The sequence below is a fragment of the Gottfriedia sp. NPDC057948 genome (genome assembly GCF_042887255.1).
Classification (GTDB): domain Bacteria; phylum Bacillota; class Bacilli; order Bacillales; family Bacillaceae_G; genus Gottfriedia.
Map to the genome: position 1 here is coordinate 1 of NZ_JBHVPN010000027.1, position 23,624 is coordinate 23,624.

The following is a 23,624-nucleotide window of genomic DNA, read 5'->3' on the forward strand; positions in this document are numbered from 1 at the left end:
CGACAGGGATATTAACGCAGGACAAAATCTTAAAGATGAAGCGATAAGACTTCTAACCATAGGGACTATGGGGATAGCCTAATCAATTAGAAGCCAATAGGCTTCTGTACTTAGGAATCTCCCACTTCAAACAACCCGTAAGGGTGTTAAGTGGTGAGTAGTTCAATACTTGGGTAAGATAAATAAGTGAGTTGAGCAATTAAATAGAACTTTTTAATTGATTGGGATAATATGGGATTGTAGCTTAAATAAAAAGTTTGTGAGAGGACGTTGACTATGTCTAATTTATTCAAACCATTCAAATACAAAGGATTAGAATTAAAAAATCGTGTTGTAATGCCACCTATGTGTCAATATTCAGTCCATTTAAAAGATGGAATTCCAACAGATTGGCATTTCGTTCACTATACTAGTCGTGCAATCGGAGGTACGGGTTTAATCATTATTGAAATGACAAATGTTGAAGATCGAGGCCGCATTTCAGATTATTGCCTAGGAATTTGGAGTGATGAACATATACCGGCATTTAAGCGTATTATCGATGAATGTCATAAATATGGTGCAAAAGTTGCGATTCAAATTGCTCATGCAGGACGTAAAGCTGAAGATGCTCCAATTCCAGTGTCGTCTTCACCAAACGCATTTAACGAGAAATCAAAAACTCCACATGAGTTAACAACTTTAGAAGTTAAAGAAATGGTTGAAAAGTTCAAAAATGGTGTAGAGCGTGCAGTTCTTGCAGGAGTTGATACGATTGAGCTTCATGGAGCACATGGCTATCTCATTCACCAATTTGCATCTGCTTATACGAATCAAAGAACAGACGAATATGGACAGGATAAATTTTTATTTGGAAAAGAAGTCATTAAAGCAGCTAAAAGTGTAATGCCAGCTGATATGCCACTTATTATGCGAATTTCTGCGTTAGAATACGTGGATGGAGGCTATGGACTAGATTATTCTGTCGAAATGGCTAAAGCATTCCGTGATGCAGGTGTCGATATCTTCCACATTTCATCTGGTGGAGAAGGTCCAATCGGTTCAGGAGGTAGACCTGGATCTCATCCTGGGTATCAAGTCAAATTGGCTGAACAAATAAAGAAAGAAGTAGAAATCCCTGTTATTGCAGTTGGGAAATTAGATGATGCAAATCTTGCAGAATCTGTACTTGGCAATCAAGAAGCGGATTTAATCGCTGTTGGTCGTGGGATGCTAAGCAATCCTTATTGGGCGAATGAAGCTTCTATCCTTCTTGATGGGAAACCTTTGACTCCAAAACCGTATGAGAGAGCATATTAGGAATAAATTAGTAGAAAAGTACGCTGTGTGAACAGCGTACTTTTTTATTGAGACTATAAAAAATTGGATAGTTTCTAACTAGACATTATTTGGAATTTACTTCATCAAAAAATGGTTTGTTCGCAAAATAGTACATAACTGCCATCATAAATTCTCCACCAATAAGATTTCCTATTGTTACAGGAATTAGATTTCGAATTATACCGGATATAGAAATAGTGGCAGGATGATCAATGACAAGTGCAATTGCAAAGGAGCACATATTGGCAATACTATGCTCGTAACCTGACATAAAGAAACAAAATACAAATAACATCATCGCAGTAATTTTTGTTAGATTTTCAGTTTCACCAAAGGACATTGGTATGAAAAAGGCAAGGCACACAAGCCAATTACACAAGATACCCCTTGCGAATAAATGAAAAATAGAATTATCTATTTTATGTTCGACAACTGATAATAGAAATGCACTTGAGTCAGGAGCTTCAAAAAGTCCAGTAGTATATATGATAAACGCAAAAAGACATGCCCCTAATACATTTCCAACATAACTATATACCAAAAGCTCAAAAACTTTAGGCCATTTCATCTTATCTCTCAATGCAGCATAAGTGTAATAAAATGTATTCCCAGTAAAGAGATCTCCACCACCATACCAAATCAACACAATTGCTGCACCAAATGTTAATGCGGCAATTGGATATGCAACAGGAGAATTAACTAAGAAAAATCCGTTCCCAGTCTTGAAAGCTACCATTACACCGAATCCAATAAACATACTAGCAAGCATACTTCTTAATATGTAGCGGAAATGGCTTTGTTCAAATATTTTTTGTTTCTTTAAAGCCAATTTTTCAACTTCTAAAAGCGGCTTAGTTTCCATGGTATCACCCCTTTTTAATTTGCCCACAAATAAGTATGAAATATACAAAATTGAATTTGCTAAAAAGGGAAGTGAACTCTTATTCGTTTGAATAAATTCTTTTAATTAAAGAATAAATTTACTCATTTTTACAAACGCTTTACTATGTGTAGAATTTAAATAAGTCGAGCATTTAAAAAGGTGGAGAGATTTATGATACATTGTGAATGGATCGATTTTGAGTACGAAAATGGTGATAACCTATCTGAAGAAGAATTTGAAGAAATGATGGGAGAGACCTTTCAGGCGATGATGGTTGATGAACATAATTTTCCTCAATTTATCTGGACGGCTAATCATGTTGTTATTGTTACAAAAAGAACGAGGCATCTAAATGACGTTGAGTTCAAAAAAATTCCTAGAAATCCAGCTTGTGAATAAGAAGAAGCAGATGGAAAAACCATCTGCTTTTTCATTTTGTTTAGAATCCTCGATAAGCATTTAAATAAACTTCCTCAAGTTCTCTAACAAGTGGTAACTTTGGATTTGCAGTCGTACATTGATTCTCGAAAGCTTTATCTGCTAATTAAGAAACCTTCTATAAGAACTCATTTTCATCGACACCTTGATCTTTGATACTCATCTTAATTCCAAGATCTTTACCCAATTCTACAATTGCATTTATTTAAACTATCAACACCTTCTACGGTTGTTGTTCGAATAATTTGGAGTGATATGATCCCCGCTATGTAGACATTTGAAATAACTTCATGGTCATATGGAGATATGAGTTTAATTGAGTCACCTTCTGAAGATGAGGTAAAACATGCATATAAAACCTGTCTGCTCAAATAAATAAATTTAATTAGATTCATAAAAAAGTACGCTAAATTGCGTGCTTTTTTATTTTTAAAGTATAATTTGATTATTAAGAATTTTTTGCTAGAAAGGTTCATTCCGATCTTTTAAAAAAAGGAGTATTATCTATTAGGAAAGTATTTAATAAAGAGAAAAGATTGTATTGGAGGGGTTATTTTGAAAGAAATTATAGTACGACCATATACACTTGAGGATGCAGAGGCTAAGTTGCAATTACATGTAGAAAATAAAGAACATTTTGAAAAATGGTCTCCTACGTTAAGGAAAGAGGAATTTTACACTGTTGAAGGACAAATGAATAGTATTAAAGAATTTATGGAAAAAAGCGCAGAAGATAGTAGATATGATTTTGCGATCTTTGTTAAAGAAGACAATGATCTAACTTTAATAGGAGAAGTACAATTCATTTTTGTTACACGAGGACCAAAACAAAGTTGTATGGTTGGTTACCACATTGGGGAAAAATTTAATGGCAAAGGATATATGACGAAAGCTTTGAAACTTGTTCTGAAAATTGCATTTGAAGATTTGAAGTTCCACCGAGTTACTTCAGAAGTTAATCCAGAAAATTTAGGGTCTTTACGCGTCCTTGAAAAAGTTGGATTCGTGAAGGAAGGATATTATCGAAAAAACCTAAAAATTAGAGATCAGTGGTATGATCATGTTTGTTTAGCAATCTTAGAAGAAGAATTTGCAGAGAAGGTTGCACAATTCTAATTTCGTAAAATATATATTTTGTTTAATTTTAAGATAGACAGTTTTCTGTTTATCTTTTTTAATGGAAAATAATACCAATAGCTAAGGAAAAAGTCCAATTTTACATTAAATGAAAATTATATCCTATGCATTACGACATAATTTTTAATTTGTCATAAAATTTTAGCAATAAAATAAAGGAAAATTGGCATATTTTAGCTAATTAGTAAGAAAGGGAGTTCTTACTCTCTTTACTATTTAATAATCGATGCAACAATTCGATTATAGTGTAAGATGCTCAAAGTAAAAACTATGGTGAAAAAAAAGGAGTGGTAGGGATGAATTTCTACATTATATCGGAAGAGAAAGAAAACCAAAACATTCATTATTACTGTATCGCTGCAGGTAGCCATCGCTACGACTTTGCTGTTATCTTTTCGGAAAAATTTCTAGGCAAAGCAATGGTGGTCTCTATTCAAAGTGGTAGAATGGTATTACTTTGCAGAGAAGACATTGACCATCCAGAACACTGGGACCAAAAACTTGGAATTGCAGCTGAAGACATCAAAGAAATTGAATCTTTTTTTCATTCCATCTTGGACCAACGAATTTTTAGTGATCAATATTAAAAAGCGAGAGTCTCCATATTTTAGGAGACTCTTTTTAATTTGTATTTTTAATTACATGTTTGATTACCTATTTAAGTAAAGAGAGTAGCTATTATGCTACTGGCTTCTCTTTTATCATTTAAATATCAAATTTAAGCCAGTTTCTAATTCGTTTTGCAGCTTCCCCATCTGCAACTATTAGAATTAGTACTAGTCTATTCTAATATATTGTCAACTTTCACTGAAAATAAAACAAATGCAGTAACGAAGAGGTTTTTAAGTTTTAAGAAACAAAATGCATATAGAAGAATCATATTTTAATAGTAAAAAATTAAGGAGGATAGAAATAATGAAAAAGCATTTCAAGATAATTACTCTGATAATAATTTGGGCTTTGTATTTTATTTCGTTAAGGTTTACTGCTTTAACTACAGCAAGTGGGGATAAATTTGGAGGACTTATTATATTGTTAACAGGTTGGTTAGGTGTATTTGCGGGTATGATGTCTGCTGTTTGTTGGTATGCAAACCTGTTTTTTCTTTATATTTCAATTCAAACGTTAAGGGGAAAGAAAACTAGTATTAGTCATATATTTATGTTATTGCTGGCAATCAGAGCATTTTTTCCAATGGATTTGATGCTTGATGAGGGGGGAAATACATCCAAAGTTGCAGAACATAACCTTGGTTTTTATTTATGGTTCTCGGCAATAGTGTTATTATCTATTTTGGCATTTATTAATTGGAGAATGATTAGAAATAGTGATAATTGAATGCAAACATAAAGAAAACACAACTGTTTAAATAACAAGTTGTGTTTTTTGTTGTATCTATGTTTATGTAATTGTATTTAAGTTAATTAACTTCTTTGAGTAAAAGAATGTCTCTAAGCCTTTTTGTGGATTCTCTCTCGTATTCATTAGAAAAAGCTAAGAGAAAAAGATATAGTTTTGTAATTTGAAGAAAGCAAGAAGAAAAATACAATTTTCAAGGCATAGGAGAGAGGTTAATTGCCGTATTTAATCTTCAGAAAATAACGGGATAGGATAAAAATATATAGCCATAAATTTAATTTTCTCAAGTTATTTGGTGGACAGATCATATTTGGTTACATCGGAAATGCTACTTCTAAAATTGTGCCAGGCGGCCTTTCCATGACAAACATTGTGATGATAATGTACATACAACGATTAGCAAAGTGCTAACGCTATAAATGGCAATAGCAGTACTACTGAAATGAACCCTAACTCAGGAAATTCATATTTTACTAGCCACAATTATGGCAAAAATATGAATAAAGAAGATTCTCTATTAATCTAAAAAAATAATTAATTATATATTAATTTTGTTTTAAATAACTTACAATTAATAAGAGTTTGTTACAATTATTTCTCCTATTCTATTTATAGTGAGTAAAAACGCTTGTTTCGTTAATTACCTTACAGGTAAATAGACCTTGAAAATCCTCGGAAATTCATATTATCAAATCCAAAAGTTCTATTTTTGAGTAATTTAAAAGGTATTATTGAGTGTTTACTAGAAAATAATTCCAATAGAAAGGAGGGATTTGACAGTTTTGATTTGGAATAATGTAACTACTTATAAAAATTAATCCATTTGTTTTCATTCATTAATAAATTCAAATCTTTCAATCAAATGAATGGATTAATGTTTAAATGTTACATATGTGTGTCTAATTAATTTTCTTTGAATCTATAAAAAAAGGGGCTCTACAATGAAGAAAAAAAATTATTTAGCTTTACCTGTATCTACAATCCTTTTATTTTCAAGTATTTATTCTGGGACAGTTCAAGCTGCTTCAGTAACAGGCGCTAATAGTACAGTTGCTAATCAAGTAAACTCTGGTAAAAACCTTAGAAAAAGTCAAATAAAGGAAGTACCAAAAGCAAGTGGTAAAGTACTCCCTAAAAAGGCAGAATCTAAAATTGAAACAAAATTAAGAGATAAATTAAAAAATAAACAATCGGTAACGAAACATAATGAAGAAACAGGTGAATTAATCGTTAAATATAAGAAGAAAGTGACTACTGGTGAAATCACTACACTTCAGAAAAAGTATTCTTTAAAATCTTCAAAGAAATTAAAGAGTTTAAACGCTGAACTAGTAAAAATTCCAACAGGTGAAAGTACTACAGAATACATAACTAAACTAAAAAAGGATCCAAACGTTGAATCAGTACAACCGAACTACAAATATTATGCTTCTGACTTCGACAATACGCCTGACTATTTTGATCAAGGTAAAGGTAAATTATGGGGACTTAATAATACAGGACAAACGATCAATGATAGTATAGGAAAAGCGGATATTGATGTAAATGCACCTGAAAGCTGGAATCAATATGGTTCTAAACTATCGGAAGTATTAGTAGGTGTAATTGATACTGGTGTGGATATTAGTCACCCAGACCTAAAAGGAAAAATTTGGACAAACCCTGGTGAGACAGGGGATGGTAAAGAAAATGATGGGATCGATAATGATCACGATGGGTATGTTGACGATGTCCATGGCTGGGATTTTTATAACCATGATAACAGTGTTTATGATCCACTTGATGGGGATGAGCATGGTACTCATGTTTCAGGAACAATTGCTGCAGAGTTAACAAAAGATAAAAAAGGTATCGTTGGTGTCGCTCCAAACGTAAAAATAGTACCGTTAAAGTTCCTTGGTCCTTTTGGCGGAACAACTGCAGATGCTATTGAAGCAATCGAATATGCCAAGAATAAGGGAATTAAAATCACGAATAACAGCTGGAGTGGCGGAGAATACGATCCATTACTTGAAGAATCAATTCAAAATTCAAATAGCTTATTTGTAGCTGCTGCTGGTAATGATGGAATGGATAATGATGAAGAAGGGGCTTATCCTGCTAGTTACGAAAGTTCTAATATCTTATCAGTTGCCGCTGTTGATAACAAAGGTAACTTAGCGTCTTTCTCAAACTATGGCGCCGAATCTGTTGATGTTGCTGCTCCTGGAGTTGACATATTAAGTTCAGTTCCTAAATACCCAATCGATGAAATTTTAGCAAAATTGAATATTAAAGGTGGAGCTGGAGCATCGGCACAAATTTCTGGAGATAATTACAAGGCAATCTTTGATGGAATAGGCTACGAAAAAATTAAGGATTCAGAAAGACAAGATGCTTTTAACAAAGCTTTAAGCTATTTAGATATAAAGGATAGTAAGAAAATTTTACTTGTTCAAGATGATGAACATGATCTTGCTCAATTATTCAATGACGAAGAAATTTCAAAGATATTTAAAGACTATTCACCAATATATAATCAACTGTTGCCTAACGCGGATAAGGTAACAATAAGTTCTCAATCTTCTCTTTCAGATTACAAGAGCAGTACCGAATTATCCTCCTACGATGCTGTAGTTTGGTATACTGGTAATGGACTTGGAATTATTTCTGATGATGGTACAACTTTAACTAAAAATGATACCGACATGTTAAAAAATTACCTTTCCAGTGGTGGTAAATTATTATTATCAGGTGTAAACGCCTTATCTGGACAAGAGAAATCAACATTTGTTAAGGATACTTTAGGTTTAAATGTATACCCGGATATGGGACCAAGTTTGAATGTAAAAGGATTATCTGGAATCTATGAAAATACTAATTTAAATGTAAATAGATATGATTTTCCATACTATTTCGCTGATTTTCTTCAATCTAATAATGCAAAGACTGTCATAAATTCAGAATATGTTTCTGATTATTCACAAGCATATGATTATTATAGTGGAACATCTATGGCAACTCCACATACTACAGGTACTGCTGCTATTTTATTAGGCTTACAACCGAACATGTCACCAGAAATGCTTAAACTATATACAAGTGCAAAAGGAAAGAAATTAGATTCACTAAAAGGTTTTGTAGGCACTGGAAATATAGTTAGAGCATCAGATATTGATAAATTTGATGACAATGATACACCAGGTATTCCATTAGATAAAAGTGTCATAAATGGAAGTCTAGATTCTGTAAAAGACAAAAACGATGTTTATGCAATATCATTAAAAGAAGGCCAAGGCATCACATTCTCATTAAACGGACAAGCAGGAAGTGATTTTGACCTATATGTATATAATGAATCTGCGGCTAGTGTAAATAATAAAAATGGTATGGTTGCATATTCAGAGAACATAAATTCATCTAAAGAAAAGATAAAATTTATCGCTCCAAGAACTGGAATCTATTTTGTAAATGTCTACGATTACAGTGGTTCAGGAAACTATAAACTTTATTCTGGTAATTTCGGTGGAACGTATGAAGATGATTCTGACTCAGTGACTTTAGCTGGTGATTGGATGCCAGCATTTAATCCAGAATTCTCTGAAGGAATGGCAGGAGTCCTAAATTCTAGAGGTGAAGTTAATTTCTCATTTGTTGGTTCTAGCATTGAATGGCAAGGTTTTAAAGATCCAACACAAGGAATTGCCGATGTTTATATAGACGGCAATAAGATTGCATCTCAATCTCTTTATAATAGTACGTTGAAATCAAAACAAAGTTTATTAAAATACGATTTTACAACTTATGGCAATCACTCAATCAGAATTGTTTGGACTGGAAAAAGTGATCCAGTGGCAAGAAAATCTGCTACGGGGATCAACTTGGATAAATTTATTGTAAAAGATAATCCTATTTCATTAAAAACTTCATTTGATACAGCAAAGAAATATCCAGTTATTTCATGGAATGCTCCAAAATGGGCAGAATCATATAATATTTATCGCAAAGAGTCGTCACAAACTGATTATGTACAAACAAATAAAACACCTATTACTACAACAACTTTTACAGATACAACTGCAATGTCGCCTGGAAAAACGTACAACTATGTTGTGGTAATTAATACACTTGATAAAACTGAGACACCTTATTCAGCATCAGTTAATTACGTAAACGATGATGATATTAAAGGAAAAGTATATATAACTGGTACTGCTAAAGGGAGTCTTAATACTGACGCAAAAGACTTTAAAGATGTATGGGCTAAAAACTTAGAAGCAGGCAAAACATATGAAATTACGTTAACTGGCCCTACTAATGCAAATTTTGATCTTTCATTATATAACATTGGTACATCATCTATTTATGGTACGAAAGAATTGAAAAAGTCTGCTAGTACCACATCTACTGAAAAAATTGTCTTTAAACCAACAAAAACTGGAATGTACTATATCGTTCCTTCTGTTGTAAAAGGATCTGGCCAATATAGTATAAATATTGCAGTGCAAACAACGAAATCAGTAGAGAACAATGATTCCAATGTTAAATACACTGGAACTTGGAGTAAGTTAAATTATTCGAACGCTTCTGGCGGCACGATTAATCAAACAAAAGGATCTACTGGATCACTTCAATACAATTTTACTGGTACGGGTATAACTGTATATGCTTTAAAAGATAAGAATATGGGTAAAGCTGATGTTTATATTGATGGTAAAAAAATAAAGCAAATTGACCTTTACTCTTCAAGCCGCAAATATAAAGTGAATGTTTTTAATTTGCAAAATCTACAAAACAAAGCACACACTATTAAAATTGTTGCTACTGGTACAAAATCTAGTGCTGCAACAAATAAGTTAATAAATGTTGATTCATTTAAATTAACTCAGTTTTCTGTAGTTAAATAATATCCTTTAGCATTTGCAAAACAAAAAATCCTGATTGCTCTTTTGAGTAGATCGGGATTTTTTTTCGAATTTAGATTAGTTTAATTACCTCTACAAAGGGAAATAAAAAGGAGACAAATATTGTGAAATATTTTGAAATATAGACGTTTTTAGCTTTACATTTGGTAAAATTTAACAAAAATACATTGGTCATTCCATTGACCAGCCTAATTATTTTGGCATTATTAGTGAAGGAAATGTGGAGGATCTAGGATTTATGGAGAGGAAACCATTATATATTTGATATACGAGATGATAAGGATATTGGTTCAAGAAGTGGCTGGTACTTGTATTAAAATAAAGAGTAAGATTAGAGAAAAGGGCTTCAAAATAATATTGATGATTGAAAATAGTATGGTACTAACTGTCACTTTTTCAAGTGAAGAGTATGAAGCAATCGATTTAACTGAAGATGAAAAAGACTTCCTTATAGGAAGAAATAAAAGATTAATGAAAACAATAAACGAACTTTTTGAAGGTGTTTCTGTATGACTAGGTATATCAACTTAAGAGATACTAAAAAGGAATTCAAGAAAGATTTCTATCCAAAAGTTGAAAAAGGTATTGGCCAAAAGGGACTTGCTGATTTTAATGGTAAAACTGAGGAATTGTTGTTCTTCGTCGCAAAGCAGAATACGGAACTCCAGATCATATGAAAGCATATTAACCAAAAGGGTGACAAAATTAGTTACCCTTTTTTTGTTATGCGAAAATAAGAAAATTGTACTTCATAAGAGCTTCATGAGGAAGTAAAAAAGCAAAAATAATCAAATTAGTACCTCATAAGAGCTTCATGAGGAAGTAAAAAGACGAAAATAAACAATATAGTACCTCATAGGAGCTTCATGAGGAAGTAAAAAGGCGAAAATAAGCAATATAGTACCTAATAGGAGCTTCATGAGGAAGTAAAAAGGCGAAAATAAGCAATATAGTACCTCATAAGAGCTTCATTTAAGTATATCAATAATCATGCAAGACTCTTATTAACATCCCCATTTTTACAACAGTCTAAAATCATGGTTGCCACGCTTTTACACATTACAATTCTACTCATTATCCATCAGTTTTCTTAACTTTGATTCTGTATTTGTATTTTCAACAGGAGTGTATACACTACATCTTAAATCAATGTTTCCTTGAACTTGTAAGGAAGTTAAGTTAAAGAGCATTTTTCCTGCTTTTGCGTGTCGAAACTCAATTAATACATCTGGGGCTGAACTTACTTCGCTCTCATTCCAGAGTTCATGAAATTCTGGGAAATTTTGTTCCATTTCATTAATAAAGGAAGTGTACCATTGATCGCCCACATATTGTCCGTAATAAGTTCGAAAAATTGCTAAAAAGCCTTTCACAAAATGCTCCCAATTCACTGCTAAACTTTTAAATTCTTTTCTAGAGAAGAGCAATTTAATAAGATTTCGTTCTTTTTTTGGAATTTGTTCGAAATCTAAAAATACGTGAGCTGCTGCTGGATTCCATCCAACGATATGGCATCTTCGATCTGAAATAATGATCGGACAGTTCCGAAGTTCATTTAATATTTTAGTCAAGGCTGGACTAATGACTGTTTCTTCTTCATTTGAAAATGAGCGTTTTTCAGCTTCCGGTAAAGCAAGTGCATATAAATAATTTCGCTCATCCTTATTTAACTGTAATGCATCTGAAATGGCATCTAATACGGAATTAGAAACTGTTATATCTCTTCCTTGTTCTAACCACGTATACCATGTTGTACTTACTCCTGCTAACCCGGCAACCTCTTCTCTACGAAGGCCCGGAGTTCTTCTACGGGTTCCAACTGGTAATCCAACCATTTGCGGATTTATTTTAGACCGTTGCGTTTTTAGAAATTCTGACAGTGCTTGTAGTCGGGTTTCTCGATTCATCTTATAACTCCCTTCTAAGCGTAGTATAAATTATACTAGGATAAACTACAACTTGTAATAGGATAAATTCGCGTTAAAATAAAGAAAAAACGATTGGAGAACTTATGATGAGAAGAATAGTGATTACAGGTATGGGTGTTATCTCGCCTCTAGGAAATGATGTAGATACGGTTTGGAATAACTTAATTAACGGAAAATCAGGTATCACAGCTATTGATACAATTGATGTATCAAATATAAAAACGAAAGTAGCAGGAATTGTTCGTGACTTTAATGCCGAAGAAAGATGGGGAAGAAAGGAAGCAAGAAAATTAGATCGTTTTTGTCAATTTGCTTTAGCAGCTGCTGAACAAGCTTTAGAAAGTTCACTATTACAATTAGAAAAAATCGATCTTGAACGTTTAGGAGTTTATGTAGGATCTGGAATTGGTGGGATTAATACCTTTATCGAAAATGTAAATCTATTAAACGAGAGAGGACCTGGGAGAGTTAGTCCAAGTTTAGTACCGATGATGATTTCAAATGCGGCAGCAGCTCAAATAAGTATAAGATTAGGTGCACTTGGACCTTCTTTATCACCAGTAACCGCATGCTCTATAGGAAATTCAGCTATTGGAGAGGCATTCAATACAATTCGTAACGGAGAAGCGGATGTTATTTTTGCGGGTGGTACAGAGGCTGCTATAACTCAATTATCTTTAGCAAGTTTTGGTAACGCTAAGGCATTGTCCATCAATAATGAACCTACCTCATCAAGTCGACCTTTTGATGCAAAAAGAGATGGATTTGTAATGAGTGAAGGTGCGGGGATTTTAGTGTTAGAATCTTTAGAACACGCAGTAAAAAGAAATGCGCCGATCTTATGTGAGATAATTGGTTATGGAGCAAGTTCGGATGCATATCATATGGTTGCAACTCACCCAGAAGGACGAGGAGCGTTTTTAGCTATGAGAAATGCTTTAAATAGAGCTGAAATTGCAATACAAGATGTGGATGTCATTAGTGCACATGCAACAAGTACCCCATTAGGTGATCAATCTGAAACGATGGCAATAAAAAAACTGTTTGGCGAACACGCTTATAAAATTCCAGTTACAGCAAATAAATCAATGCTTGGTCATATGCTTGGTGCAGCAGGAGGAGTAGAAGCGATCGCATTAGTAAAAAGTCTTCAAGAAGGAATTATTCCGCCAACAATTAACTTAACTCAACCAGATCCTGATTGTGATTTAGACTATGTATCGGAAGGGGCAAGGAAAAAAGAGTTAAACATCGGTATTTCAAACTCTTTTGGCTTCGGTGGACATAATTCTGCCATAGTATTGAAAAAGTACGTTTAAATTATATAGAAGTAGATATTTATCAATTGTCTAAAGCCTCTTTTTAGTAAGAGGCTTTATTTTTAAAAGTCCTTGATTCTAAAACTAATTCATTTAACTCTGCTCATTAAGATTCTTCACTTCACTATTTTTAAAGAAATTCAAAAATAGGTAGATTAAATAAAAAAGGAATACTACAAAAAGTCCAACAAAAAGTAGGATTAGTAAATAAATTGGATTATAATGAAGTCCTAAAGTTGTTGTTTCTTTACCCATTTTGTAAAAATAGTCTAATGGTGTTCCTTTTTCGGGAGCCATTGTGTAAAAGTAATTAGATGTAAAGGGTTCCATCCATTTCATAAACAAATTATTTACAAAGATTGATAAAATGTACAATAAAATAATGAGTGACATTGTTTTTCGCAAAATTTTCAAATTAATTACAACCATATTATTGAAATATGCCCACAATACGATTCCTACGATTAGCATATGCCCCCAAAGATACGCCATTCCTTGCCATGTTAGGAGAGAATAATAGTTTGAAAGTCCATTAGCAAATATTATACTTACTAAAGCAGAAGGAAGGTTAAAACAAAACGCAATTGAAAATAGCAATTCACTTTCAAATAAAAAAGCAAAAAACAAAATAAAATTAGCAAAATGACAAATTTGTAAAGGGATTTCTTCAGGTGAAATTTGATTCATTTTGTGATAAATTTCAATATTACGACCAATTAAAAGAGCAATCCCAATTAGCGAGAAACCCATACCAATCAATCGTAGGGTCTGATTGTTAAAGCGCCTAAATAGAAAATAAAACAAAGTGACAAATAGAAAAGGGCTCGCCATAAATAAAAAATGGAATGGACTCCACATTTGAAAGGTCATTGAACTATACTTTCCTTCATGTAGTAAAATACACTTGTTTTCAACGCGATTTACCCCCATTACTTTTTAGTGTAATTTGTTTTGAGCAAAAAACGTATCATTAAGCGATCAAACTAAAGACATCAAGTAATCAATACCTATTATTGATTTATTCAAAAAATTTTTAGAAAGAACCCGTAATGTATACTCTAAACTTGTACAAAAAATTTTATTTAGGGTATATTGACAACTTAGTCTATTCATAATATTATTATCTCGAGTTAAAGATATTTTAATTAGAAATAATGAGGTGAAAATATGGATAATGAATGCAAAACCCTTCGTTTTACTATTAAAGCACTAATATAAAGAAGTTTAAGATGAATATAAGCACTAAAATGGTTTTGGAATACTGTGTAAAAATAATTCAGTTCAAAATTTTTTTTGTGAAATTATCTCTAAATAAAGATAAAAAACAACTAGGAGGATTTATAGATGTTAAATATTGGTTTATTAATTATTCGTTTAGTAATCGGTTTACTTTTTGTAGGTCATGGGGCTCAAAAATTATTTGGCTCGTTCGGTGGTTATGGATTGAAGGGAACAGGAGGATGGTTTGATTCAATTGGCATGAAACCAGGTGTAACTATCGCACTTTTCGCAGGGTTAGCCGAACTGATTGGTGGAATTTTGTTTACACTAGGACTATTAACACCACTTGCAGGAATTATGATTGCTGGAACAATGGTGATGGCAATTATTAAAGTTCATGCGCCAAATGGATTATGGGCAACAGCTAATGGATATGAATACAACTTAACATTGCTTTCAGTTGCCATTGGTATAGCTTTAATTGGACCTGGTAAATATGCGTTAGATGCATTCTTATTCTAAATGATTACTTTAAAAAATGATTTTACAAGTAAATTCTAATTAGTTTAAATATGCTATTAAATAATGAATCTGATCATAAAAAAAAGAAATAATAGAAAATGTAAGTCAAATAAAAGTAAGCTAATCGAGTCTTGTTCGATTAGTTTACTTTTATTTTAAATATTGATGTCTATATAAAATATAAATGGACTACTCTTTTAGAAAAGATTTTGGTCAAAGTTCGAATGATACATAAACAAACTTAACTTTACTGATTCTAATGTCAAAATGATTACTTTGATTCCATCTATTTACATATGATTTAGTAATTAAAATCTAGGAGGCAAAAAAATTGGATTATCGAATTGAAAAAGATTCAATTGGTGAGATAAAAGTACCCGTAAATAAACTATGGGGAGCTCAAACGCAGCGAAGTTTTGAGAACTTTAAAATCGGTACTGAAAAAATGCCTATTCAATTAATTTATGCTTTGGCATTAATTAAAAAGAGTGCAGCAATTACAAATAAAAAATTAGGAAAATTAGATAGTGAAAAAGCAGATGCAATCATTGGTGCTGTGGATGAAATATTAAATGGTAAACTTGACAATCACTTTCCACTTGTTGTTTGGCAAACAGGAAGTGGTACACAAACAAATATGAATGTTAATGAAGTAATCGCTCATCGTGGGAATGAGTTCTTAGCAGAAAAAGGAAACAATAAAAGAATTCATCCAAATGATGATGTCAATATGTCTCAAAGTTCGAATGATACATTTCCAACAGCAATGCATATTTCAAGTGCTCTTGCAGTAAATGAGCAATTGCTCCCTGCGTTAATAAATTTAAAAATGACATTAAACGAAAAAATGGATAAATTTAAACAAATTATAAAAATTGGCCGAACACATTTGCAAGATGCAACACCAATAACGCTTGGTCAAGAGATAAGTGGTTGGCATCGAATGCTAGAAAAAAATGAAGAAATGCTAGTAGATAGTATGAAATTTATTGCTGAATTAGCTATCGGTGGGACTGCTGTTGGTACTGGAATCAATGCGGATCCGAGTTTTGGAACGATGATGGCTGAAGAAATTAGTTCGTTAACTGGACTACATTTTATTTCTGCTGAAAATAAATTCCAAGCATTAACAAGTCATGATGAGATTGTTTATGCTCATGGTGCTTTAAAAGCATTAGCGGCAGATTTAATGAAAATAGCGAATGATGTTCGATGGATGGCAAGCGGTCCTAGAAGTGGTATAGGTGAAATAACCATTCCATCAAACGAACCAGGAAGTTCAATCATGCCAGGGAAAGTAAATCCAACCCAATCCGAAGCCCTGACAATGGTTGTAACACAAATTATGGGAAATGATACTACAATAGGTTTTGCTGCTAGTCAAGGAAACTTCGAATTGAATGTGTTTAAACCAGTCATTATTTATAATTTTCTGCAATCAGTTAGATTACTTTCAGACGCAATCAGTTCATTTGACGATCACTGTGCAAAAGGCATAGAAGCAAATATAGAAGTGATTGAACAAAATCTAAATCGATCACTTATGCTCGTAACCGCATTAAATCCTCATATTGGTTATGAAAAAGCTGCAACAATAGCGAAGTTAGCATTTAACGAAAATTTGACACTTAAAGAAGCTGCATTAAAAACGGGTTATTTATCGGAAGAAGAATTCGATCGAATTGTTAGACCTGAAAACATGATTTAGTCAGATTTTGATTATATAATAGAATCAAAAAAATCCTGATGGCCACTATAGAGGCATCAGGATTTTTTTATGAACGATATTAAAAAATTTATCGTAAAATTCACATTAAGTTCACATCAATAGATTATAATCACTTTATCCTTAATTATTACTTAAACAGAAAGAAGGCGGATTAATTGAAGCCAATCAAAACAATTTCAGCAGAAGAGATGCAAAAATTTGAAGATAAACTAAAAAAACACAATTGGATTTTAATGTTAATAACAGTAATCACTATACCATTTATCGTAAGTAACTTGTAAAAAGAAAAAAGTACTAATAATGTTTTCTTTTTTACATAAGCCCCCCAAAAGAATAGGTCAATAAAAAAGCCAAGAATTTTTTCTTGGCTTTTTTATTTTTAATTTCTTTATCTTGTTTTAAGTGAACAAACGAAATGTTTACAACTTTGAAACAACCTATGACAAAAAATGAAACATTTAAAAACTATGATACATATATAAGTTTTCAGGCGTGTGATACATGAAAGATAAAAATTGCTAAATGAAACGTTATGAATACTTAACTTTAATAAATTTTGGCATTTTCAAGGCATTTAGTTAAGCAATTAAATATAAATAAGGAGAGAGCCTATGTCTAATAAGATTTTTTGGATACTTCTGGGAATGTTATTAATCCTTATCCTCATACCAAAAGCCAATGCAACTACATTTAAGTTTAATTTTAACAATAATGAGTTCTCTAATTATATAGATCATTTGAACTTAAACACAACAAAAGCTACCTATGGTCAAACGATTGAGATCACTATAAAAACGAAAAAAAGCGGTGAAGAAGTTTCATTAACATTTTCAAATGGTACGAATCGAAAAGATATTTCTTTAATAAAAACATCTAAGAACTCTTTTTCTGGAAAAATGAAGATTACAAGTTCATTTGCACAAGGAGAATATAAACTTGATTCCATTAAATTTAATCATCAAAATCTAGTAATCTCTGATAAAAAAATAAATTTCACAATTATAGATTTACCGATTCCAACAATTGAACAAGTAACAAATCAATCAACAACGCTTATAGGGGAATTTCTTCCAAATAGTGAAGTAGAAATTTATAAAGATTCTCTTTTCTTTAATAACGTGAAAACAAATGATAAAGGTGAATTTAATAATGCTATAAAACCATTGAAAGAATTTACTAAAATAAGCATCATTGGGGTTAGTGAAGGAATAAAAAGTAAACCTATTTCTTTAATTGTAAAAGATTCGATTGCACCATCCATTACTTCGCTGTCTACTATAACTGATCAATCACAGAATGTAACCGGAATATCTGAGCCTTTTGCAACTGTAAAAGTATTTATGAATGACAATCTTATCGGTAATAATACAGTTAGCCCAACAGGAAAGTTCACTGTAAAAATTGGTAAACAAAAAGCGAATTCAATTCTCAAGGTAATCGTTTTGGATCAAAGTAATAATCAAAGTAAACCATTTACATTGCGCGTATCACATTATATTTCACCAGTAGTAAGTACAGTTAAAAATAACTCAACGTTATCAGCTGGCCAATTATTGATTATCAATACAAAGACGAATAAACTAACTTTTTATCGATATGGTAACCTTGTTAAAACTTTTACTGTTGCAACAGGTAAGTCGTCAACACCTACACCTACTGGAAAATTTGTCATTTTAAACAAAGTTAAGAACCGACCATGGTATAAGGGGAATATACCTGGAGGCGATCCTAGGAATCCACTTGGTAACCGCTGGCTAGGATTAAGTGTTGGTGCTGCATATGGAATCCATGGAAATAATAAAGAAAGCTCCATTGGACAATCAGTAAGTTCAGGTTGTGTTCGAATGCATAACAGTGAAATCCAATGGCTTTTTGAGCAAGTTAATGTAGGAACAACTGTCATTATTGCTAATTCTTCCAATTCGAATGGTAAAATAGCCAGTTCTTATGGTATTTCGATCGCGTAAGTAAAAAAAGGATGTCTCATAGTCAATTTTTTTGACTAATAGACATCCTTTTATTTTATGTTTTCCATTCAAAGAGAACCCATTTTACTTCAGATTTTACCATTTACTCATACAAACTGTCGGAGAAATTCAATCATCTGTTTTAATGAAATTTGAACAATTGGGAGATGGAAATCCTTATCACTAGGCCTTTATTTTAAAATAGATCCAATGCATTAAGTAAAATTTTCAAATTAAGCAAATGATAAAAATGTAAATTTATCTTTATCCTATACTCTAAAGACCTTAAGGTGGTATACATGCATAGAAGATTTGTAATCCTATTTTTTACTTTTTTATTTTTATTCTTACTTCCATCCATTACATCATTTGCAACAGTTATATTTGAAGTTAAACCCGGTGATAGTTTAAATAAAATTTCCGCACAGTACAAACTAAATGTAAAAACAGTTGCTAATTTAAATGGACTTGAAAAAAGTGATAAATTAGTTATCGGCCAAGCAATGATCATCCCAGGTTCAACGTATTATGTGAGAGGAAATGAAACATTATGGGATATTGCTTATAGACATTCGATTAGTGTTAACCTGTTAAAATCCAAAAATAAGTTAAGAAATGACAATATAATTCCTGGGCAAAAATTATTTATTCCGTCAATTTCAAAAAAGAAAGTATGGGCAGGGACTTATTTTATACCTAAAAGTAAAAAAACGAATAATTGGATGCTGGAACATTATAAAAAAACGTTAACAAGTATTTTTATTTTTGAATATCATTCAACTAAACAAGGGAATTTGATAAAAGCAAATGAAAATGGTGCGATTAAACAAGCTTGGAAAAAAGGGATAACACCTTACGCGACCCTTACTAATATTAGCGATAAAGGTTTTGATCCAAATTTATTACATAATCTTATAAGTAATAAAATCTTACGTAAAAAACTAATTTCAAATATTTATACATTGTTAGATCGAAATGATCTTAAAGGAATCAATCTAGATTTAGAAATGGTTAAACCAGATGACCGAATAGATCTTAATCAATTTATAAAAGAATTATCTGTTAAGTTGCATCGTTCTAAAATGGAACTATTAATAGCTATGCCCCCAAAAGATGCGGATAATAGTCCAAGTTACTATAATGCTTACGATTATAAAACAATTGGAAAATATGTAGATAAGATGTTTATAATGGCGTATAACTGGCATTGGTCGGGCAGTACATCCGGTCCAATAGCTCCAATACAAAATGTGAGAAATTCTTTAAAATATGCTATAAATGTTGTTCCAAGGTCAAAATTACTACTTGGAATTCCTCAATATGCATATGATTGGCCAATAACGGGTGATATCCGAACCGGGAGCGCTATTTCTACACAAAACGCGATAAATATATATAAGAAAAATGAAAGCCAAGTTTACTATGATCGAGACGCATCAGCACCAGCGTTTCGATATATAGATAAAAAAGGAACACAGCATGAGGTATGGTTTGAAGACCCTCGAAGTTTACTTGCAAAATTTCATTTAGTTAAAGAATTTAAATTAGCTGGATTGGGGTGCTGGCATATTGGGATTACAATGCCTCAAACAGAAGAAATATTATTAAATGAATTTTGGATTCAATAAGATTTTTATTAAATTAATGATAAATATTTTAGATAAGAATTTTTCGTTCAAAAATGGTAAAAAGCTTTTAGATAGTAATGGGGAGTTATGGTGAACATTCAATGGCAAATTGAAGTTTAGAAAATATAAAAGGCACAGATTTTTTTCTGAGCCTTTTTGCTGATTTAGGATTTACGACTATTCACCGAACTTTTTAGAATTACATTTTCAAAAAACATTAAATCGCAAATGTTTCTTTTGATTTAAGGAGATAACGTTCTATAAATTCAGCTAATCCATCATTTCCATGATGTCCAGTTACAAAGTCAGATGCTTCTTTAACTTCTTCGCTAGCGTTCCCCATAACCACACCTGTACCAACTTGACGAAGCATTTCAATATCATTTAGTCCGTTTCCTAAATACAACTTAATTTGGATTAATTCGATATGCACGAAGTAGTTCTTTTATAGCAGACCATTTTGAAACATTTGGAGCAACCATTTCAAAACCATCAGTCCAATAGAATTAAGTTAAATCTAAATTGAATACTTTCATTGTATATAAATTGGAAAGAACGAAAAAATAAAATAGAAAATAAGATGGAAATTCTAGGAAGATTAGATTTAATACTTAGAAATAAGTAAACAAACTCGATTGGGTGGTCAAAATGCGTTTCAAATCTAATGAACGAATTTTAAATAGTCAAGAGTCCGAGAAAGAAACAAAGTCAATAACATCCATATTTCAACAGGCTGCTAAATCGAGCGATTTTCACCAATTTTCATTATCTGAAGAGCAGGATCTAACTATTAGTTACTTTAAAAGTATGGTAGATGGAGAAAAAATAAATAACCTTTTACTACCGGCATTGCAAGAGAATATTAAGAAAATTAGTACGATAAATGATGTGAAGAAGTCGATTCCTTTTGAGGATGTCCAATTTACAAATGACCCACTAGATATCGAAGAAAGATTAATAAAAGGATACGTTATTATTGAATTAAAGTATTTCAAACGTTTTTTGACGATAAGCGTAGAAAATACAAATCTTGGTTATCGCGAGAATAATGATACAGAAAATGAATTTAGTGTTATTGGTCCAAAAGTTGGATTTGTTGAAAATCTAAGTACTAATCTTCATCTACTTCGAAAACACTTAGCTGTACCCGAGTTAGTTTTTGAGGAAATCAAAATAGGTTCAATGTCTAAAACAGAAGTAGTTATTGCATATTTGGATGGAATTACGAATCCAGAATACGTACAAACAGTTCGTCAACGTTTGGAAAACATCGACTTTGACGTTATTTTTGATAATTCCCTTATTGACCAGATTATTTCAGATAACTCAAATACGCCTTTTCCTATTTTTTTATCTACTGAACGGACTGATCGGGTTGTATATGCAATGGTTAATGGGCAAGTTGCTATCCTATCGAATGGATCGCCTTACATTATTACAGGACCAACCACTATATTGGATTTTTTCATATCACCTGAAGATTATTATCTAAATTGGGTACTAGGATCATTTTTTCGAATCATTCGTATAATGAGTGTTATTTTCTCATTGTTTGCTACACCAATATATGTAGCAATTTTAACGTACCATTATGAAGTTTTACCTGATGATTTATTGCAACCTCTCATTAGTTCAAGAGCTCATGTTCCATTTCCCCCGATATGGGAAGCCATTTTTTTGGAAACTACAATTGAACTGTTGAGAGAGGCAGGAGCTCGCTTACCTACAAAAATTGGACAGACACTTGGTATTGTAGGTGGGATTGTAATCGGACAGGCATCTGTCCAAGCTGCATTAACAAGTAATATTTTACTTATCATTGTATCACTGTCTGCACTAGCTTCTTTCACAACACCTATATTTAAAATGTCAAATGCCATTCGTCTTTTGCGGTTTCCACTCATTTTACTTGCAGCATTTATGGGCGGTTTTGGAATTATAATAGGATTTGTTCTTCTGCTAGGGCATTTATTAAAGCTTAAATCCTTAGGAAATCCGTATATGGTTCCTTTATATCCTTTTAGAATAAAAAGCTTTGGCGATAGTTTTATTCGGTCATCCTATCAGTTTACAACGACTCGCAGTAGATTTTTAAGACCGCTTTCACTAAAAAGATATAATCCTAATCAAGTTAAGGATGATCGTAATAATGAAGATGAATAGTATAAATCTAAAAAATGTATGCTCCTTTTGTGCGGTTTTTCTACTATCCTTGTTGATATCTGGCTGCTCTTTTCCTCGGCAAAAAATTATTGATGAAGTACAAATTCTATCAGTATACGGTTTTGATAAGGTTGATGATCATTTTGTTGGAACGGCACTTTATTCTGATTTTACCGATGTATCAAACAAAGGGAGCTCGATCCTACAGGGGAGTGGTAAGAAATCACTATTAATTAAACAAGCTTTAAATGAACAATCCCCAAAACCGATAGAAATTGGGAAGTTGAACCTTCTAATTTTCGGAAAAGATCTAGCAGAAAATGGGGTGTCGTATTTTATTAAGGCTGTTTGTAGGGATCCATTGATTGGGAGCAATGCACTATTGGCTGTTTCAGAAGAACCAGCAGGAGATTTATTAATGAAAAACAAAGAGAAAGATAGCAACTATATCTATAAATTAATTGAACAAAATTTTAAGAACCAATTTGTACCGCTTCCAACTTTTCATAGTTTTTTATTTGATTACTATGGAGAAGGTAGAGATGCTTCAATACCATATATTAAGATAAATCAAAACAAGAATATTGAAGTAAACGGGCTAGCTGTATTTAAGAAGGACAAACTTGCTCTTATCTTAAATCCAAAAGAAAGCTAACTGTATAAAATATTAAGAGGAAGAGTAATTAGAGGGCAAACAGAATTTAGTATTCAGAAGGGGAAGAAAAATGATTCTGCAATATTAACGATTTTAAATGGGGATGAAAAAAGATTAATTAAAACTAATAAGACAAAAACAAAAGTGAAATTTGATATTACTCTAAATGGGATGGTAAAAGATTATCCAATTTGGCTAGATTTAATGAAAAGAAAAAATAATCTATTTTTAAATAATCAATTAGAAAAACAGATGAAAGAAGATTTTGAAAAACTATTTTTAACCTTTCAAAAACATCAAGTCGATCCTTTAGGTATAGGTGATTTAGCACGAGCACATTCGAAAAAATGGAACGAAAAGGAATTTTATGAAAAGGTGTATCCAACTATTGATTTTGATGTGAATGTAAAAGTTGTATTATTTCAATCCGGGATTGGCGAGTAAAAAGTGA

General features: G+C 32.0%; 20 protein-coding genes. 16 read left to right on the top strand and 4 right to left on the bottom strand.

What is annotated here, in order from left to right:
- Positions 1-276: 276 nt before the first annotated feature.
- The gene (locus tag ACFVRR_RS22930) at positions 277-1,299 is read left to right on the top strand and encodes an NADH:flavin oxidoreductase/NADH oxidase (protein ID WP_387332975.1); all 1,023 of its coding nucleotides are present in this window, start codon (positions 277-279) and stop codon (positions 1,297-1,299) included.
- Between the two features lie 85 nt (positions 1,300-1,384).
- Here ACFVRR_RS22930 and ACFVRR_RS22935 read toward each other — a convergent pair whose 3' ends face one another.
- Positions 1,385-2,182, bottom strand: a complete 798-nt coding sequence (locus tag ACFVRR_RS22935; protein ID WP_335479416.1) for a formate/nitrite transporter family protein — start codon at positions 2,180-2,182, stop codon at positions 1,385-1,387.
- Positions 2,183-2,374: 192 nt separating this feature from the next.
- Here ACFVRR_RS22935 and ACFVRR_RS22940 point away from each other — a divergent pair, with 192 nt between their 5' ends.
- From ACFVRR_RS22940 to ACFVRR_RS22970, 7 genes are all read left to right on the top strand, one after another.
- Entirely contained in the window at positions 2,375-2,602 is a 228-nt protein-coding gene (locus ACFVRR_RS22940; protein ID WP_097977117.1) for a hypothetical protein, read from the top strand.
- 594 nt (positions 2,603-3,196) lie between these two features.
- A complete protein-coding gene (locus tag ACFVRR_RS22945) occupies positions 3,197-3,757 on the top strand; it encodes a GNAT family N-acetyltransferase (RefSeq protein ID WP_387332978.1) in 561 nt (186 codons plus the stop codon).
- Between the two features lie 317 nt (positions 3,758-4,074).
- Positions 4,075-4,365 (top strand): SAV0927 family protein, encoded by a 291-nt coding sequence (locus ACFVRR_RS22950; protein ID WP_097977120.1) that lies wholly within the window; start codon positions 4,075-4,077, stop codon positions 4,363-4,365.
- Positions 4,366-4,693: 328 nt separating this feature from the next.
- Complete coding sequence (locus ACFVRR_RS22955) at positions 4,694-5,116, top strand: hypothetical protein (protein ID WP_387332980.1); 423 nt, start codon at positions 4,694-4,696, stop codon at positions 5,114-5,116.
- Between the two features lie 962 nt (positions 5,117-6,078).
- Positions 6,079-10,023 carry a S8 family serine peptidase gene (locus ACFVRR_RS22960; protein ID WP_387332982.1) on the top strand — a complete coding sequence of 1,315 codons (3,945 nt, stop codon included), beginning with the start codon at positions 6,079-6,081 and terminating at the stop codon, positions 10,021-10,023.
- A 303-nt stretch (positions 10,024-10,326) separates the two neighbouring features.
- Complete coding sequence (locus ACFVRR_RS22965; protein ID WP_387332984.1) at positions 10,327-10,554, top strand: hypothetical protein; 228 nt, start codon at positions 10,327-10,329, stop codon at positions 10,552-10,554.
- Positions 10,551-10,718, top strand: coding sequence for a hypothetical protein (locus tag ACFVRR_RS22970; RefSeq protein WP_387332986.1), 168 nt, complete (start codon positions 10,551-10,553; stop codon positions 10,716-10,718). The genes ACFVRR_RS22965 and ACFVRR_RS22970 overlap by 4 nt, the downstream gene beginning before the upstream one ends.
- A gap of 390 nt (positions 10,719-11,108) precedes the next feature.
- Here ACFVRR_RS22970 and ACFVRR_RS22975 read toward each other — a convergent pair whose 3' ends face one another.
- A complete protein-coding gene (locus tag ACFVRR_RS22975) occupies positions 11,109-11,948 on the bottom strand; it encodes a helix-turn-helix transcriptional regulator (RefSeq protein WP_387332988.1) in 840 nt (279 codons plus the stop codon).
- Between the two features lie 107 nt (positions 11,949-12,055).
- Here ACFVRR_RS22975 and fabF point away from each other — a divergent pair, with 107 nt between their 5' ends.
- The gene (gene fabF / locus ACFVRR_RS22980) at positions 12,056-13,288 is read left to right on the top strand and encodes a beta-ketoacyl-ACP synthase II (RefSeq protein WP_387332990.1); all 1,233 of its coding nucleotides are present in this window, start codon (positions 12,056-12,058) and stop codon (positions 13,286-13,288) included.
- Positions 13,289-13,381: 93 nt separating this feature from the next.
- Here fabF and ACFVRR_RS22985 read toward each other — a convergent pair whose 3' ends face one another.
- A complete protein-coding gene (locus tag ACFVRR_RS22985) occupies positions 13,382-14,218 on the bottom strand; it encodes a TMEM164 family acyltransferase (RefSeq protein WP_483867352.1) in 837 nt (278 codons plus the stop codon).
- A 414-nt stretch (positions 14,219-14,632) separates the two neighbouring features.
- Between ACFVRR_RS22985 and ACFVRR_RS22990 the strand changes: the two genes are divergently transcribed.
- The 4 genes from ACFVRR_RS22990 (at position 14,633) to ACFVRR_RS23005 (ending at position 20,355) form a co-directional block, all read left to right on the top strand.
- On the top strand, positions 14,633-15,031 hold the full coding sequence (locus tag ACFVRR_RS22990) for a DoxX family protein (RefSeq protein WP_387332994.1): 399 nt from the start codon (positions 14,633-14,635) through the stop codon (positions 15,029-15,031).
- 331 nt (positions 15,032-15,362) lie between these two features.
- Positions 15,363-16,739, top strand: a complete 1,377-nt coding sequence (gene fumC, locus ACFVRR_RS22995) for a class II fumarate hydratase (protein WP_387332996.1) — start codon at positions 15,363-15,365, stop codon at positions 16,737-16,739.
- Positions 16,740-17,371: 632 nt separating this feature from the next.
- Positions 17,372-18,727, top strand: a complete 1,356-nt coding sequence (locus ACFVRR_RS23000; protein ID WP_387332998.1) for a L,D-transpeptidase family protein — start codon at positions 17,372-17,374, stop codon at positions 18,725-18,727.
- Between the two features lie 299 nt (positions 18,728-19,026).
- Positions 19,027-20,355 carry a glycosyl hydrolase family 18 protein gene (locus tag ACFVRR_RS23005; RefSeq protein ID WP_387333000.1) on the top strand — a complete coding sequence of 443 codons (1,329 nt, stop codon included), beginning with the start codon at positions 19,027-19,029 and terminating at the stop codon, positions 20,353-20,355.
- 217 nt (positions 20,356-20,572) lie between these two features.
- Here the strand turns inward: ACFVRR_RS23005 and ACFVRR_RS23010 are convergent, their stop codons facing one another.
- Positions 20,573-20,788, bottom strand: a complete 216-nt coding sequence (locus ACFVRR_RS23010; protein WP_387333002.1) for an HAD family hydrolase — start codon at positions 20,786-20,788, stop codon at positions 20,573-20,575.
- Between the two features lie 215 nt (positions 20,789-21,003).
- Here ACFVRR_RS23010 and ACFVRR_RS23015 point away from each other — a divergent pair, with 215 nt between their 5' ends.
- The 3 genes from ACFVRR_RS23015 to ACFVRR_RS23025 are packed head-to-tail and all read left to right on the top strand — an operon-like array spanning position 21,004 to position 23,617.
- Positions 21,004-22,518, top strand: a complete 1,515-nt coding sequence (locus ACFVRR_RS23015) for a spore germination protein (protein ID WP_387333004.1) — start codon at positions 21,004-21,006, stop codon at positions 22,516-22,518.
- The gene (locus tag ACFVRR_RS23020; RefSeq protein WP_387333006.1) at positions 22,505-23,173 is read left to right on the top strand and encodes a Ger(x)C family spore germination protein; all 669 of its coding nucleotides are present in this window, start codon (positions 22,505-22,507) and stop codon (positions 23,171-23,173) included. The genes ACFVRR_RS23015 and ACFVRR_RS23020 overlap by 14 nt, the downstream gene beginning before the upstream one ends.
- A 9-nt stretch (positions 23,174-23,182) precedes the next feature.
- Positions 23,183-23,617, top strand: a complete 435-nt coding sequence (locus ACFVRR_RS23025) for a Ger(x)C family spore germination C-terminal domain-containing protein (RefSeq protein WP_387333035.1) — start codon at positions 23,183-23,185, stop codon at positions 23,615-23,617.
- Positions 23,618-23,624: the final 7 nt, after the last annotated feature.